We start from the raw sequence: 15,561 nt of genomic DNA on the forward strand, positions 1-15,561 counted from the left end.
CGGAGCTTGATGGCAGAAGTGTCACCACCAAGACCGCCCAAACTGTTACCGGTGTCCTGATACAGAACTGTCACCGATGTCCTGCGAGATGACAATAGCCGATCGACTGAAGGTCGCCCATCCTTCGATCATATGTTCGATTGGGTTCCATGAGTACTCGTCGGTGCTGGTCAGGGCGTTTGCCTTGTGGACAGTGTCCTCACCGAGGCGATCTGATCGGCACGGCGCTGGCCGTGGGCGAGGGCCAGTTGGGTTCGCAATTGCTTGTTCTCCTCGGTGAGGTCTTTGATCCTCTGGTGGGCCAATTCGAGCCGGCGCTGCCACGATTCGTCTGTCGTGCGAGTCGGCGCGGAGTTCACGGGTCGCTCAGGGGTGGCCGCGATCCGCTCCATCAGGTCGGGCTGGGTGTAGATCCAGGAGCGGGCGACGCCAGCGGCCTTAGCCAGCGCCGTGACGGTGATTCGCGCGCCGTCGGCCTCAAGCTTGCCGAGTGCGGCGAGCGCACGCCGTCGGGTGTTTTCGTGCTTCGAGCGGGCTGCGGCCCGCAGGTGCCAGGAATTGTCAGCGAGCATCATCGGCACTGAGCTCGGCTGCGGCGGCATCATTGTCGAGGCTGTCGATGATCTTGGTGAGGTTGTCGGCGGTGCGCGTGTTCATTTCGACGAGCCGCAGCTGTCCGCGTTGCTGTGCACGTTCGATGATGCCGCGGGTCAGCTCGAGCTGCTCGCGGTGCTGCGGTAGGAACTCCGGCGTTGTGATGAACACCGGGCAGGTAAGACACGCGTTGGCGTGTGGGCAACTCTGCCGCAACGGCAAGCCGCAGTAGCCGTTCGGCAAGGCCTGGGTGGCGCGCGACAGGTGTTGCTTGGTCCATTCGGCGTCGGCAAGCGGGCCGTCTGCAGAAATGGTGACCTCGTTGCCGTTGATGTCGACCTTGCGTGCGCGTTCCCAGTGGCGGCGAACTGTGTCGTCATGCAACCGCGCGTAGTGGGCGGTCATCTCGGCCGAGTCGTGGTCGAGGATCTTGCGCACGACTTCTTGGGGGACGTCGTTATTGATCAGTCGGGTGCCCAGTGTGTGGCGAAACTGGTGCAGCGTGACCCGCGCCGATGCGCCGGACTCGTCGACGACTCGGCAGTCGGCGATCCAGGTTTTCAGCGCCTGATCGGCGACCGATTTGGCCACCGGGTGCATACCGCCGCTGTTGCGGGTCAGCCGGGGAAACAGCACTGCTCGCGGCGAGTAATCATTGCGGACCCGCTGAGCTGCGATAGCGCAAGTAGGGTGCCTGATGCCGGTCGTGCACTACGCAGTCTTGCGGCAGGTGCAACGCGTCGTTGATCCGCAGCCCGGTTTCCATAAGCAGAGGGAACAGTAGGCGCCACCGTCGGTCGGTGAGTTTGTCGAGGTTGGCCGCACTTTCCAGTTGAGCCATCACGACGGACGACAATGCTCGCGGCGCCAGTTTGGCCCGGGCCGGGCCGTCCTCGGGGTAAAACGTTGTCCCTGCCGGAACGTCGTGTATCCAGTCGTGTTGGCGGGCAACAACAAGAAAGCGTTTCGCGGAGCTGATCCGTTGACTACGTCCCGTAGCTGTCAGGCCATCCTCGGCGAGCACGGTCAGAAAGCGGGTAATGACTTCGCGCGTCAAGTGTTCCGGCCGCGCATCGGGGCCAGCACAGTCGGGAGCGCGCGAGCCAACTGAGTCAGGGTCGCGGCATCTCGGTGCATCCCGCTGGCGCTGTGGCCGATGTCGACGCGCCACCGAAGGGATTTCTTGATCGCCTCCTGCAGCCACGGTTGCTGGATTCCGCAGAAATTGAGCGTCCAACCCGCCTCGTCACCGGTGAAGCCCAGACGGCGCAAGCGCCAACGGTCCCGAGCAAATTCGTGCTCGCGACCGTAGGCGCCGCGGAGCTTGTCGAGTTCGTCGATGGTGAAGGTGAGGAAGCCGGACCGGAGATGCATGCTTGCCTGTCCGTGGTTGCGGTCAGCACGGATCACGGGCCATTTGTGCTCGGGGTGCTCAAGCAGTGACGTGATTCCCGACTCCGCGAGGCCGCGCACCATCCTGCTGGCGAATTTGAAGTCCTGCCGTACGACGTCGTTCGTTCGCCGGGCTTGCAGGATTCCGTAGGCGATCTCCCAACGCAACGGTGTAGGCAACGCCGCCAGCGACAGCGACTGCAGCCCAGGCGCTTCGCCGGGATCCCAGTCACTAAGGGCCGGCCGGCCGGCCTTTACCCATCGCTGCGTATGGCTGGAGCAAAGGCCCGCCGCAACCGAAGGCCGAGGGCACCCGGCGATCTGACATGGAGCACCCCCGCCGACGGGATCGTCAGGCTCAACGATGATGCGATCCTCGATCAGGACCGAGGCAACCAACTCCTGCAGTCGGTCGATCCATGAGCCATCAGGTCCACCCGCGAACGGCGCCATTGTCGTCTCTACTGGCGATAGCTGCGTGCTCATCTCCGTCCCCGGTGCCCGTCTCCCCGTCCGTCGCGGGGCGGCCCAGACATCCAGCCGTATCGAGCACGCGGCGAATGTCCTCGATCTCCAGGTGCTGGTATGTGTCGGTCGTCGTCGTCACCGAAGCGTGACCCAATAGTTTCTGCACTACCTCGGCCGGGACTCCCCGTCGGAGCAGTCCAGTTGCGTAGGTGTGGCGAAATGCGTGGGCAGAGAACGCAACTCCACTGCGGTCGCGCAGCCGGGCAACTAGATCAGTGACATTCCAATACCGCCACGGTGTGCCGAGCGATCCGCCCCACAGATTGACGAACACGTAGTCGCAGTCCAGGTCGCCATATTCCTCGACGAGATAGTCGGTGTAGAGCCGAATCAACGATGGTGGGACCGGTACGTCACGCTGGCCACTCTTGACCCGCGCGCCGTTGATATTGTTGCGGGCCCGGATTCGAATCAGCGTGCTGGCGGCGTCGATGTCCTCATGGCGCAGTCCGAGCGCCTCGCCGATCCGCATCCCGGTGCCCGCGAGGAGCTCGATCAAGAACCGATCCCGCAACCGATCGCACGCATCGACGATCAGTTGGACCGACTCGTCAGACAACGTCTTCGGCAGCCGACGGTGGGTCTTCAACTTGATCGTCCGGCGGCGTTGGTCACCAGCAGAACCGAGGTGGGCCAGAAACGGTCGCCACGACCCTCGCACTCCACCGGCTTTCATCGTCGACAGCAGCTCGCCGCAATCCACGCCGTGGCGGTGATGGAACTTGTAGAACGACCCGACCGCCGCGAGCTTCCGGTTGATTGTGGGCGCCGAACACCGTGTCTCAATCGTCGGAAGCGATGTCACCGATGGAGTCCGCATCGTCGGCGGAAGTCGCAGCCAACCGACGAATCGGCCGAGATGTTCCAAACGTACTGTTCGCCAGTTGATCTCATGCGCAGCCAAGAACTCGAAATAGTCCCGGAGATCGAACGCATATGCCCGGACCGTTCCCGGTGAGCGCTCGATTGCGGTCAGATGAGCGAGGAATGCGTCAACTGGCTCAATCACCGCGACCCGCTCATCCACCACGGTCCACGACTCCGGACCACCGTCGGGCGGCAGGACGTGCTGAACCTGCAATGCCGCCTCCTTGGGTCCCCAGCCAGCGTGGGACGTGCTGAAGGCGACGCTAGCGACAGAGTCCGACAACCCCTGCGCAACGGCCGCGGCAAGATCGGTAGTCAATTCGGTGTGGTAGGCGTGCCCGCAAGCTATCCTCGGCGTCGTTGCAGCTAAGCCACGGGACTCGATTGCTGTGATAGCTGCCCACGAAGGGGTCAAACTCATGCTCGAGGTGATCGACAAGGGGACTTACACCAAATCTCACCCGGTGCCGCTGCTTTTCGTCCACGGCGGCTGGCATGCCGCATGGTGCTGGAACGAACACTTCTTGGACTTCTTCGCAGGTAACGGCTATCGCGTGCTGGCGGTGAGCCTACGTGGCCACGGAAACAGCCCGACAGCGAAGCCGCTCCGCGCCTGCTCGATCGCCGACTACGTCGACGACGTCGCGTCCGTCGCCGACAGCTTGGACACAAGACCTGTCGTAATCGGTCACTCCATGGGCGGCTTAATTGTGCAGAAGTATCTCGAGTCGCATCACGCTCCGGCCGGTGTACTGGTCGCCTCACTACCTCCGCGCGGAGTTGCCGGCTTCCTTCTGCGCTTTATGAAGCAGCACCCGTGGCGCCTCGCGGCAGCGTTCATCACGGGCAAGTCGTCGACCCTGTTCAACAGCCCCGAGGCTGTCCGTGAGAAGTTCTTCTCCGCACAGACTCCCGAGTCAACGGTCACGCATTGCGCTGCTCAGATCCAGGACGAGAGCAGACGAGTCACACTCGACGCACTGGTTCTCAACCTGCCCCGCTCGAAGCGCGTCAGCACACCCTTGCTCGTGCTGGGCGCGGAATCTGACGACTGCATCACCACGAATGAAGTGCGTGCAACAGCACGTGCATATCGCACCGAAGCAGAGAGCTTTCCCGACATGGGACACGACATGATGCTCGAGCCCGGATGGGCCGTTGTCGCCGAACGAATCCACGCGTGGCTCGAATCGCGTGACCTGCGATCCGACCGAGGGGAAGCGGATCTGCCGGTAACGAGCTAATAGTCACCGCAGCCCAAGAGCACCCCGGAATGAGGCTCGGGTTCGGCCAATGCGGAAAGTATCGGTCGAGAAGCTGCAACCCGAACACACCACAGCGCCTCACGGACGACCCGAGGTAACACCCAGAGAACGTGCCAGATAGGGACCACAGCTCCCGTTGGCTACATCAACTCCACTCTTCTAACCACCCTAGGGAACATATGTTCGATTGTGGCCGATTCGCCTCTGCGGGATTTCCGAGCAGCTTCCCGACCGTTCCTCTTGACTGAGCAGGAGTGAGTCTTGCTCTGTTGCGGCCCGAACGGTGTTGGCCGCGGGTGGGGGGTCTCCGGTGGACCGGCACGCCAACCCTGCGGTAGACGTCTTAGGCCGGGCGCAGCCGGGACGCTCGGTCGGTGCTGCGCGACCTGCGGGGCAGGACGAACGCGAACGCCCGCGGGAAGCCGAGCCCACGCAGCCGCGCACCTTGCACCGCGGCCACGTCGACCGATCGCACCTCGCCCGACGACGGCTCGTAACAGCGCAGCACGTCGCCCTTCACCTCGACGATGAGCACCCAGTGCCGCGGGATGACCCGGCCGACGAGCATGGCGACGGGCCACTGCGCGGCGACCTCGGTCAGCACGTCTGCCATCGCGTCGCGTCGACCCCAGCAGAGCCGCCAGCGGTAGCGCACGCCGAGGGCACCGCTGTGGGCGCTCATCGCGCGGGCCACCCCCATCGGTGTGGTGCCCAGTTGGCGTGGCCACACCCGGTTGACCTGGTGGTGCACCCGGCCCTGCTCACCGTCGAACCAAGCCCGGCCCGCATCGGCCTTGCCGATCAGCTTCTCGCGATAGGCGGGATCCAGCAGCGCGCCGGCCACCACCGCGACGGCGGGACCGCACGTCACGGTGTCGCGCTGCCGAAGGTGCATGGCCGCCAGCTTCATCGTCACCAGGCTAAGCCGAAGCAGGCCAGGGCCAAGCGTGATCGGCCTAGGCTGCGCACATGCGACTTTCCACGAGAAACCAGCTCACCGGCACCATCACGGAGGTCACGCTGGGGACCGTCATGGCCACGGTGAAGGTCCGCCTCGACGGCGGCGATCAGGTCGTCACGGCATCGATCACCAAGGACGCCGCCGAAGACCTCGGCCTTCAGGCCGGCAAGGCTGCGACGGTCCTGATCAAGTCGACCGAGGTGGCCATCGGGGTGGAGTAACCCGGCCGCCGCTCATGACGTTCCGCGATTTGCACTACGGCGACCTGCCGTTGGTCCTGCCCAACGCGTGGGACGTGCCGTCGGCGCTGGTGCTGCTCGAGGCGGGCTTCACCGCGATCGGGACGACGAGCTTCGGCGTCGCGGCCACTCACGGTGCGCCCGACGGCGGCGGCTCGACACGTGACGCGAACCTCCGGCTGGCCGCGGCGCTTCGACCGCTGGACTGCCACCTGAGCCTCGACGTCGAGGACGGCTACACCGCCGACCCCGACGCGGTCGCCGACTACGTCGCACTACTCCCGGTCGACGGCATCAACATCGAGGACAGCACCGCCGAGACACTCATCGCGCCCGAGGTGCACGCCGCCAAGATCCGCGCGATCAAGGCCCGCTCGCCCGAGGTCTTCGTCAACGCGCGGGTCGACACGTACTGGTTGGGTCAGTCCGCCACGGTGGCCGAGACCGTCGACCGCGCGAGTCGCTACGTCGACGCGGGCGCGGACGGGATCTTCGTGCCGGGCGCCTCCGACCCCGCCGTGCTCCGCGACCTCGCGAGCGCCATCGACCGGCCACTCAACGTGCTGGCGATTCAGGGGTTCTCGCCCGCTGATTTCGCCGGCCTCGGGGTGCGCCGGGTGTCCACCGGATCGCTGCCCTACCGTGCCGCACTGAGCGCCGCCGTCGCGGTGGCGATCGCCACTCGTGGTGGCCTGAAGTTTCCCGCCGCACTCTCCTACCCCGACATGCAGGAACAGCTGAATCGGTACTCCCACGGCCGTTAGCCCAGGTAACTACCTGGGACCTCTGGTTTCACTTTAGGAAATCGGACAATATTACCGACGGGTAGGAACCGTTGCTCGAACTCGGCAAGAGGGGAATGAGTGGCAATGACATCGGAGACATTCGTCGCGGCGGCCAACGAGGGCGGCGGCGCCGCCCTCGATCAAGTCATCGGCATGTCGGCGGTCGCGATGGTGGTGACCCTCGGCCTGCTGTGGGTCGGCTACCTGCACCGCATGCGGCGCATCACGTGGCTGAAGAACCTGTCCGAGCGGGTTGGCACCAAGTTCAAGCGCCCACCGTGGGTGGCGCTGCAGGTGTTCCTGTTCACCGCGACCATCATCGCCGCGCTGTTCGGATTCATCTGGGACGTCAGCCTGCACATCGGCAACGGCCGTGACCCAGGGCCGCTGGCCAACCCTGCGCACTACTTCATCCTGTTCGGACTGTTCCTGCTCTTCATCGCGGGCACCTTGGCGATGGTGCTGCCCTACGACAAGCCCGGCGCCTCCGCGGTGCGGATCACCCGCACCTGGTTCGCGCCCGTCGGCGGCCTGCTGATGGCGATGTGCGGGCTCTACGCCCTCATCGGCTTCCCGCTCGATGACATCTGGCACCGCATCTTCGGCCAGGACGTCACGCTCTGGGGCCCGACCCACCTGATGTTGATCGGCGGCGCTGGGCTCTCGCTGATCGCCGTGCTGCTCCTCGAGTACGAGGGCAGACGCGTGATGGGGCCGGACGTCGCCGACGACACGATCATCCTGAAACTGCTGCGCTACCTGTCCTTTGGCGGGCTGTTCATCGGGCTGTCGGTATTCCAGATCGAGTACGACTTCGGCGTCGAGCAGTTCCGCCTCGTGCAGCAGCCGATGCTGATCGCCGCCGCGGCCGCCTTCGCCGCAGTGTGCGCCCGGTTGACGCTCGGCCGTGGCGCAGCGATCATCGCTGCTGGGCTGGCGATCGTGATCCGCGGCGTCGTCTCGCTGGTCGTGGGTCCCGTGCTTGGCGGCCCGACCAGTTGGTTCGCGCTCTACCTCGGCCCGGCGCTGGTGGTGGAGTTGATTGCGCTGACGTCACTTGCCAAGCGCCCCATGCTGTTCGGCGCGGTCGCAGGCTTCGGCGTCGGCACGGCCGGCCTGTGGCTGGAGTCATTGTGGATCGACGCGGTCTACCACTACCCGTGGCCGACGAGCATGTGGCCGGAGGCGCTCGCCATGTCGGTGCCGGTCGCCATCGCAATGGGCGTGTGCGGCGCGCTGCTGGCGATGGTGCTCACCGGGCAGCGGTTGCCCCGCCCGGCGATCGGCATCACCGCCGTCGTCGTGACGGTGCTCGTCGTCGGCGGCGCGGTGGCCAATGGCCTGCGCACCGAGGTACCCGAGAATGCCAGTGCCACAATCGCATTGACAGACCTCCCGAGCGATGCCGGTCAGCGGATGGTGTCGGCGGACGTCCGGATCTCCCCCACTGACCTGATCAGTGACGACCCCGAATGGGTCACCATCCTGTCCTGGCAGGGTGGCGTCGCCAACGATCGTGGCCTGGCCATCGACAAGCTGGAGAAGGTCGGCCCCGGCCACTACCGGTCGACGCAGCCGGTCCCGGTCTGGGGTTCGTGGAAGACGCTGCTTCGCGTACAGGACGGTCACACCATGGCCGGTGTGCCGATCTTCCTTCCCGCCGACCCTGGCATCGGCGCGGAGGAAACGCCTGCCCTGGCGTCGAGTACGCGCCCGTTCGTCCAGGAGCTCACCATCCTGCAGCGTGAACGCAACTCGGATCACCCGTCGTGGTTGTTCAGCGTGGCGGGGCTGGTGGTGCTGTTCTGCACGCTGGTCCTGATCGCCGTATTGACCTGGGGCGCAGGACGGATCAACGCACGTGAGTCGTTCACCGACGCCGAGACGTCCACTGATCCAGGGCCCAAGCAACCGGTGCCACACGGTTGACCGTCCTCGCCGATCACACGCTGCTCCTGGCGCTGCCCGCGTTCGCGCCCGCGGTCGTCGTCGTTGGCGTCGTGGTGTTCGTCGCCATGCGCGACCGTCGCAACAGTGCCGGAAACAACGATGCCGAGACCAGCGATGACGGGTCTCACAGTGAGAACTCGGCTCCCGGCGACCATGATGGTTCCCCGTGACAACGCAGACGCTGAATCCGTCCCTAAAAATGATGACCGCCCTCGCCGCGGCAGCACTGATTTCCGCCGGTTGCGGCGGATCGACGAGCTCGGACACTCCGAGCAGCTCCGGGGCCCCAGCGGCTCCATCGTCCACGGACGCCCCACAGATGTCCGACCAGCAGACGCCGCCGTCCCGGCTGGTCATCGACGTCACCATCAAGGGCGGTGAGGTGACCCCGACCAACGCTTCGTTCGATGCGAAGGCGAAGGAACCCATCGTGGTGCGGGTCAACAGCGACGTCGCCGATGAGTTGCACGTGCACTCCAATCCCGAGCACACGTTCAACGTCGAGGCCAAGAGTGGCCCCCAGTCGTTCCAGTTCACCGTCGATGTGCCCGGCAAGGTCGACGTCGAACTGCACCACTTGAACAAGACCGTCGCGACCGTCACGGTGCAGTGATCGCGGATCGGTCGACGGCGGTTCTCGCCCACGGTCTTGGCGGCTCCGCCGATCTACCGATCCCCTACACCTACGCGCTGATCGGTGCGGCGTGGGCGCTGACGTTCACCTTCGCGGTCGTCGCGCTCGCCTGGCGCGAGCCCCGGTTCGACCCGGCCAAGCCCGGTCGGCCGCTGCCGGCACGGCTCACCACGGTGGTCGACGCGCCCGCCACCCGGTGGGCGGTGGCCATCGCGGCGCTGCTGTTCGCCGTCTGGGTCGCGGTCGCCGCCGTGTTCGGTCCGCAGGATGGCCAGAACCCACTGCTCGGCGTCTTCTACGTGCTGCTGTGGGTGGGCTTGGTGGCGCTCTCGCTGGCGGTCGGGCCGGTGTGGCGCGCGCTGTCGCCGGTGCGCACGGTGTACCGACTGACGCCGCTGTCCCGTCGGCCCCCGCCGAGTGCATACCCGCAGCGCTTGGGCTACTGGCCCGCCGCACTTGGGCTGTTCACGTTCGTGTGGCTAGAGCTCGCCAGTCCTGACCCGGGATCGCTTGCCGCCGTGAAGATCTGGCTGGTGATGTATCTGGCGGTGACGCTGGCCGGCACGCTGGTATTCGGCGATCGCTGGTGCGCGCGGGCTGACCCGTTCGAGGTGTACGGCGTTGCCGCCTCGCGACTGTCGCCGCTGCGTCGCAACCCCGACGGCAGGATCGCGATCGGCAATCCCTTCGATCACCTGCCGTCGATGCCGGTCCGGCCGGGGACGGTCGCGGTGCTGGCCGTACTGCTGGGATCGACGGCGTTCGACAGCTTCTCGGCGATGCCGCAGTGGCGCAACTTCGTCGACGCCCACGCCGACGGCGTGCCGTTGGGCGCCGTCGCGATCCGTACCGTTGGCCTGCTGGTGTTCGCCGCCGCCGTCAGCGCCACCTTCCATCTCGCGGCGCGCGCCACCGGTGGCGTGGACGGCGCGACGCGGCGCCAACTGCCAGGGTTGATGGCGCACTCGCTGATCCCGATCGTCATCGGGTACGTGTTCGCGCACTACCTGACCTACCTCGTCGAACGCGGCCAGCAGACCGTGATCCAGTTGGCCGATCCGCTCGATCGCTGCTGGAATCCGTTGGGGCTGGGCGATGCTCACGTGAGTTACGTGCTGTCGATGCACCCGGCGGTACTGGCCACGCCAAGGTGGGCTTCGTATTGGGCGGGCACATCGCCGGTGTGATCGCCGCACACGACAAGGCGCTGTGGCTGCTGCCGAAGCGCCACCAGGTGACCGGCCAGCTGGCGATGATGCTGGTGATGGTCGGCTATACGTTCACCGGTTTGTACCTGCTCTTCGGCGGCTAGCATCCTGAGTCCTTGCTCGCATGCAACTCGTGGGCGCCGCCAACTCAAGAACGCGATCACAACTTGGCCAGCATCGGCAGCCAACTCCCACGGAGCCAACGACTCGATCCATCTCCACGATCCAGGACGGCGGGTCGGGTTTGCGTTCGAGCGCGCTCGAACTTCTAATGTCGCTGCCATGACAAGACCTACGGCATCGCAGACCTGGATCATCACCGGAGCCTCGAAGGGATTCGGACGTGCGCTGGCCGAGGCTGCCCTTGCCGCAGGCGATCAGGTCGTGGCCGCGGTCCGCAATCCCGATTGCGTGGCGGACCTGAGGGCTGCATACGCCAACCGCGTTATCAGCGTTCAGTTCGACGCCAGGGACACCACCGGAGCCGACGGCCTCGTCCAAGTGGCGGTCGAGCATTACGGCCGATTGGACGTCGTGGTGAACAACGCGGGGCGCGCCATCGTCGGCGCCGCCGAGGAGGTCACCGACACGCAGCTGCGCGACCTGATGGACCTGCACCTGTTCGGTCCCGCTGCCCTAGTGCGCGCGGCATTGCCCGTCATGCGGGCCCAGGGAGGGGGGACGATCGTGCAAATGAGTAGCCAGGGCGGCCGGTCGTCTTTCCCGGGCGTGTCGACCTACTCGGCGTCGAAGTTCGCTTTGGAGGGATGGTCAGAGGCCTTGGCCGGGGAGGTCGCCCCGTTCGGAATCCGCGTCATGCTGGTCGAGCCAAGCCGGTTCCGCACCGCGTTCAACGCCGCCGACGTGCTCGACTTCACCGACGTCTCGCAGACCTACCGGGAGATCCTGGCCGACGTGCGAGCCGACATGGCCGGTGCAGACGGGATTCAGGAAGGCGACCCCGCCAAGGCCGCGGAAATCATCGTCTCCTTGGCCCATTCCGAGGAAGTACCCCTGCGGCTGCCACTCGGCGCCGAAGCCGTCGTGCGTCTCACGGCCGCCTACCAACGCGGTCTGGATGAGGTCAGCCAGTGGGCTGGCTTGGCCCGTAGCGCCGACATCACCGGTGTCGCCGCCTCGCTGCGTCCAATCTAGGATCGGGTATGTCCACCGACGACCTGATGAGCAGGGCGCTGGCGTCGCTCAGCGAGATCGACGGCCCGATGTCGATCGAGGTGATCCACCGCCTCGCTGACACCAGTGACGTCACCGAACCGATGACCATCGCCGAAGTCGCCAATCTGCTCGACGTCTCCGCGCACACACTGCGTTACTACGAACGCGCCGGGCTCGTCGAGGTCGACCGCGATGGGAACGGACACCGCAGCTACCACCCCGAGGCGGTGCGCCGACTCGTATTCCTCACCCGGATGCGGTTGTCCGGCATGGCCATCCGCGATCTGCAGCACTACATCGCGCTCGTCGACAGTGGCGAGCAGACTGTGCCCGAACGACTCGACATGCTGCTCGAACACCGCGACACCATCCGCCGCCAGATCCGCGAACTCACCCTTTCCCTTGCCGCCACGGAATACAAGATCACCACGTATGGCGGCGCCACCGGCGACACCTGCCATCCCGTTTAGATCCTGGCAACATCTGCGTACGCGGCGAGCAGCCTCAAACAACGAGCGAGGCGAGATGGCTCAGGTGCCGTGTTGCTGCGCAGTGTCGGTCACCCTGGTCTCGGCTGCGCAGTGCCTATTCGCGGCTGGTGCTCGATAAGGTGAGCGCATGCGCGCGCTGATCGTCGTCGACGTCCAGAACGACTTCTGCGAGGGCGGTTCGCTGGCCGTCGCGGGCGGCACCGAGGTGGCGAGGAAGATCACCGAATTGCTCGCCGACCACGCCTACGACCACGTCGTGGCGACCAAGGACTACCACATCGATCCGGGCACTCACTTCTCCGAGAACCCCGACTTCAAGGACTCCTGGCCACCACACTGCGTCGTCGGCACCGCGGGTGTCGACTTCCACCCGGCGTTCGACCCCACCGCGGTCGAGGCCGTGTTCCACAAGGGGCACTACTCCGCGGCCTACAGCGGATTCGAGGGTGCGTCCGCGGACGACGGCACGACGCTGACGGACTGGTTGCGCGCCAAGGGAATCGACGCCGTCGACGTGGTCGGCATCGCCACCGACTACTGCGTCAAGGCCACCGCGGCCGACGCCGTCGCCGCCGGCTTCACCACCAGGGTCCTGTTGGACATGACCGCCGGGGTGTCACCGACGACGACCGACGAGGCCGTCGACGCACTGCGTGCCGCGGGCGTCGAGATCGCGAGCTAGCCGCGCACCTGCGCGGCCGCCGCCACCAGATGCTGCAGCGAGGCCGTCACCTCATCGGTGGTGCGGGTCTTCAAACCGCAGTCCGGATTCACCCAGAGCCGTTCTGCGGGAACCGATTTCAGTGCCTCGTGCAGCGACGTCGTGATCTCCTCCACACCGGGAACGCGCGGCGAGTGGATGTCGTAGACACCGGGACCAACACTGTTGGCGAACCCGACGGCGTTCAGGTCGCCGAGCACCTCCATGTGCGAGCGCGCCGCCTCGATCGACGTCACGTCAGCATCCAGATCGGCAATCGCACCGATCACCTCGCCGAACTCCGAGTAGCACAGGTGGGTGTGGATCTGCGTGGAGTCCGCCACCCCTGACGTCGACAGCCGGAACGCGTCGACCGCCCACTCGAGGTAGGCGGCCTTGTCCTTCGACCGCAGCGGCAGCAGCTCCCGCAGCGCGGGCTCGTCGACCTGGATGATCGCGATGCCCGCCGACTGCAGGTCCACGGTCTCGTCCCGAATCGCCAGCGCCACCTGGGCGGCCGTATCCGCAAGCGACTGGTCGTCCCGCACGAACGACCACGCCAGGATCGTCACCGGGCCGGTCAGCATGCCCTTGACGGGCTTGGAGGTCAGCGACTGCGCGTAGGTGATCCACTCGACGGTCATCGCCTTCGGGCGGGCCACGTCGCCGAACAGGATCGGCGGCCGCACGCAGCGGCTGCCGTAGGACTGCACCCAGCCGTTGTGGGTCGCGAAGAACCCGTCGAGCTGTTCGGCGAAGTACTGCACCATGTCGTTGCGTTCCGGCTCGCCGTGCACCAGCACGTCGAGGCCGAGCTGCTCCTGCAACGCGATGACGTCGGCGATCTCCGCCTTCATCCGGCGCTCGTACTCGGCGGCGTCGATCGTCCCTGCCCGCAGATCAGCGCGTGCGACGCGGATCGCCGACGTCTGCGGGTAGGACCCGATGGTCGTGGTCGGCAGCGCGGGAAGGTGCAGCCGCTCGTTCTGCGCGACGCGACGGTCTTCCGCCGGGCCGCGCGCGGTGCCGGACGCCATGATCGACGCGATGCGTGCCCTGATCCGACCGTTGGACAGGCGTGGGTCGGCACGACGGGATGCAATGACGGCGTTGGAGGCGTCGACCTCCGCTGCGACGGCATCGCGGCCCTCGCGCAGGCCGCGCGACAGCGTCACCACCTCTCCGACCTTCTCCGCACCGAACGCCAGCCAGCTGCGCAGCGCGTCGTCGAGATCGGTCTCGGGGTCCAGCGAGTAGGGCACGTGCAGCGTCGAGCACGACGTCGAAACTGCAACGCTGCCAGCCAATCCCAGCAGGGTTGTCAACGTGCCGAGGGCTGACTGGAGGTCGGTGCGCCAGATGTTGCGGCCGTCGACGACACCTGCGACGATCGTCTTGCCCGCCAGCTCCGGCACGGCGGCCAGCGGTGCGACGCTGCCTGCGACGAGATCGACGCCGATCGCCTCGACGGGCGTGCGCGCCAGCGCGGGCAGTGCGTCGGTCAGCTCACCGAAGTAGGTCGCGACGAAGAGGGCAGGACGCTTGTTCAGACCGCCGAGCACCCGGTAGGTGCGCTCCGCCAGCTCCGCGGCGTTGTCGACGATGTCGGTCACCAGAACCGGCTCGTCCAGCTGAACCCATTCGACACCCTGGTCGGCCAGCAGTTCGAGCAGCTCGGCGTACACGGCGAGCAGGTCGTCGAGCCGTCCGATCGGGGCGCTGGCGTCGGTGGCCTTGCTCAGTGCCAGGAAGGTGATCGGCCCGACGATCACCGGCCGCGCCGGAACACCCTGTGCCCGTGCCTCTTCCAGCTCTCCGATGACCTTGGCCGGGTTGAGCGCGAACCGGGTGCCGCTGCCGATCTCGGGCACCAGGTAGTGGTAGTTGGTGTCGAACCACTTCGTCATCTCCAGCGGGGCGATGTCGTCGTTCCCGCGCGCCGCGGCGAAGTACCGGTCCAGATCATCGGTGACGTTGGCAACCCGGGGCGGCAGCGCGCCCACCAGCACGGCGGTGTCGAGGACCTGGTCGTAGTACGAAAAGGTGTTCACCGGAACCGAATCCAGCCCGGCGTCGACCAGGTGGCTCCAGGCGTCGCGGCGGATCGTGGCGGCGACGCCTTCGAGTTCTGCGCGATCGATCTTGCCCGACCAGTACTTCTCGACGGCCCGTTTGAGTTCCCGATTCGGGCCTATGCGTGGCGATCCGGTGATGGTGGTGGTGAATGGCTTAGCGGTCATTGCTTGGGTCGTCCTTCAAATGCGACGGGATGGTCACCGCCAGCGGACGTCAACCGAGCACCTGCCAGTCGCACACCGCAGGCATGCGCAACCAACAACCACGTCGGTCATCCGCCCATTCCGCGAGGCGACAACCACCGGACGCGGCGCGTCCGGTACAACTGGCAGGTCTTCGGACTCGCAGGCGCGCACGAACCTCTGCCGAGGCGTCGTACACCTACTGGCCGTCGCTTCCCAGCCGCAGTTGCCTGCATGCCAGTGCTGATGACGGCGGTCGTTCCTGCATACCGCTGCGGGACAGTCTCGGATTCTCACCGAGTTCCCTCTCGCGTCGCACCTCAACCAAGGGTGCGGCGCTCGATGTCGACACCGGGCCAGAACCCGACGTCGACAGACCAGCTGCGTGATTCAGATTACTCGGCCATGATTCGCGGTGGGACCGGCCTTGCGCGTGCCGTCGGCGATGGCGGCGCGCTGGCCCGGCCCAATAGGCGTGATGGTGCCCACACCCCTTCCTGCGCGTGTTTGCGG

Annotated in this window: 16 protein-coding genes, 1 pseudogene and 1 riboswitch; of the genes and pseudogenes, 10 read left to right on the forward strand and 7 right to left on the reverse strand. The window is 66.2% G+C overall.

Translation table 11 applies throughout. The annotated features are described in order from the left end of the window. Positions 1-170: 170 nt before the first annotated feature. Genes HNP02_RS13100 through HNP02_RS13120 form a run of 5 tightly spaced genes read right to left on the reverse strand, consistent with a single transcriptional unit; the run spans position 171 to position 3,595 of the window. Positions 171-572: a DUF6262 family protein gene (locus tag HNP02_RS13100; RefSeq protein ID WP_184439004.1), complete on the reverse strand. Its 402-nt coding sequence runs from the start codon at positions 570-572 to the stop codon at positions 171-173. Then, positions 562-1,230 (reverse strand): tyrosine-type recombinase/integrase, encoded by a 669-nt coding sequence (locus tag HNP02_RS13105; protein ID WP_184439006.1) that lies wholly within the window; start codon positions 1,228-1,230, stop codon positions 562-564. Before HNP02_RS13105 ends, HNP02_RS13100 begins: the two co-directional genes overlap by 11 nt. Before the next feature lie 16 nt (positions 1,231-1,246). Then, the gene (locus HNP02_RS13110; RefSeq protein ID WP_184439008.1) at positions 1,247-1,651 is read right to left on the reverse strand and encodes a hypothetical protein; all 405 of its coding nucleotides are present in this window, start codon (positions 1,649-1,651) and stop codon (positions 1,247-1,249) included. After that, entirely contained in the window at positions 1,648-2,439 is a 792-nt protein-coding gene (locus HNP02_RS13115; protein WP_184439010.1) for a hypothetical protein, read from the reverse strand. The genes HNP02_RS13110 and HNP02_RS13115 overlap by 4 nt, the downstream gene beginning before the upstream one ends. Continuing rightward, a complete protein-coding gene (locus tag HNP02_RS13120; protein ID WP_184439814.1) occupies positions 2,414-3,595 on the reverse strand; it encodes a tyrosine-type recombinase/integrase in 1,182 nt (393 codons plus the stop codon). The genes HNP02_RS13115 and HNP02_RS13120 overlap by 26 nt, the downstream gene beginning before the upstream one ends. Before the next feature lie 205 nt (positions 3,596-3,800). On the opposite strand from HNP02_RS13120, the gene HNP02_RS13125 reads away from it, so the two are divergent. Next, the gene (locus tag HNP02_RS13125) at positions 3,801-4,625 is read left to right on the forward strand and encodes an alpha/beta hydrolase (RefSeq protein ID WP_184439012.1); all 825 of its coding nucleotides are present in this window, start codon (positions 3,801-3,803) and stop codon (positions 4,623-4,625) included. A gap of 364 nt (positions 4,626-4,989) precedes the next feature. Here the strand turns inward: HNP02_RS13125 and HNP02_RS13130 are convergent, their stop codons facing one another. After that, positions 4,990-5,556, reverse strand: coding sequence for a hypothetical protein (locus tag HNP02_RS13130; RefSeq protein ID WP_184439014.1), 567 nt, complete (start codon positions 5,554-5,556; stop codon positions 4,990-4,992). 59 nt (positions 5,557-5,615) lie between these two features. On the opposite strand from HNP02_RS13130, the gene HNP02_RS13135 reads away from it, so the two are divergent. From HNP02_RS13135 to HNP02_RS13175, 9 genes and pseudogenes are all read left to right on the forward strand, one after another. Continuing rightward, positions 5,616-5,828 carry a molybdopterin-binding protein gene (locus HNP02_RS13135; protein WP_184439016.1) on the forward strand — a complete coding sequence of 71 codons (213 nt, stop codon included), beginning with the start codon at positions 5,616-5,618 and terminating at the stop codon, positions 5,826-5,828. Positions 5,829-5,842: 14 nt separating this feature from the next. After that, the gene (locus HNP02_RS13140; RefSeq protein WP_184439018.1) at positions 5,843-6,610 is read left to right on the forward strand and encodes an isocitrate lyase/phosphoenolpyruvate mutase family protein; all 768 of its coding nucleotides are present in this window, start codon (positions 5,843-5,845) and stop codon (positions 6,608-6,610) included. A 105-nt stretch (positions 6,611-6,715) separates the two neighbouring features. After that, entirely contained in the window at positions 6,716-8,560 is a 1,845-nt protein-coding gene (locus tag HNP02_RS13145) for a hypothetical protein (protein ID WP_184439020.1), read from the forward strand. Next, complete coding sequence (locus HNP02_RS13150) at positions 8,557-8,751, forward strand: hypothetical protein (RefSeq protein WP_184439022.1); 195 nt, start codon at positions 8,557-8,559, stop codon at positions 8,749-8,751. Before HNP02_RS13145 ends, HNP02_RS13150 begins: the two co-directional genes overlap by 4 nt. Before the next feature lie 29 nt (positions 8,752-8,780). Further along, on the forward strand, positions 8,781-9,194 hold the full coding sequence (locus tag HNP02_RS13155; RefSeq protein WP_184439816.1) for a hypothetical protein: 414 nt from the start codon (positions 8,781-8,783) through the stop codon (positions 9,192-9,194). Beyond that, positions 9,191-10,527, forward strand: a pseudogene (locus HNP02_RS13160) (hypothetical protein). The gene HNP02_RS13155 and the pseudogene HNP02_RS13160 overlap by 4 nt, the downstream one beginning before the upstream one ends. A gap of 178 nt (positions 10,528-10,705) precedes the next feature. Continuing rightward, the gene (locus HNP02_RS13165) at positions 10,706-11,578 is read left to right on the forward strand and encodes an SDR family NAD(P)-dependent oxidoreductase (protein WP_184439023.1); all 873 of its coding nucleotides are present in this window, start codon (positions 10,706-10,708) and stop codon (positions 11,576-11,578) included. An 8-nt stretch (positions 11,579-11,586) separates the two neighbouring features. Continuing rightward, positions 11,587-12,069: a MerR family transcriptional regulator gene (locus tag HNP02_RS13170; RefSeq protein ID WP_184439025.1), complete on the forward strand. Its 483-nt coding sequence runs from the start codon at positions 11,587-11,589 to the stop codon at positions 12,067-12,069. 148 nt (positions 12,070-12,217) lie between these two features. Further along, positions 12,218-12,772, forward strand: coding sequence for an isochorismatase family protein (locus HNP02_RS13175; protein WP_184439027.1), 555 nt, complete (start codon positions 12,218-12,220; stop codon positions 12,770-12,772). On the opposite strand, the gene metE is transcribed toward HNP02_RS13175, so the two are convergent. After that, on the reverse strand, positions 12,769-15,030 hold the full coding sequence (metE, locus tag HNP02_RS13180) for a 5-methyltetrahydropteroyltriglutamate--homocysteine S-methyltransferase (RefSeq protein ID WP_184439029.1): 2,262 nt from the start codon (positions 15,028-15,030) through the stop codon (positions 12,769-12,771). The genes HNP02_RS13175 and metE overlap by 4 nt on opposite strands. A gap of 145 nt (positions 15,031-15,175) precedes the next feature. Further along, positions 15,176-15,392: riboswitch (cobalamin riboswitch) on the reverse strand. Positions 15,393-15,561 lie beyond the last annotated feature (169 nt).

This window comes from Mycobacterium sp. AZCC_0083 (assembly GCF_014202335.1).
Classification (GTDB): Bacteria; Actinomycetota; Actinomycetes; order Mycobacteriales; family Mycobacteriaceae; genus Mycobacterium.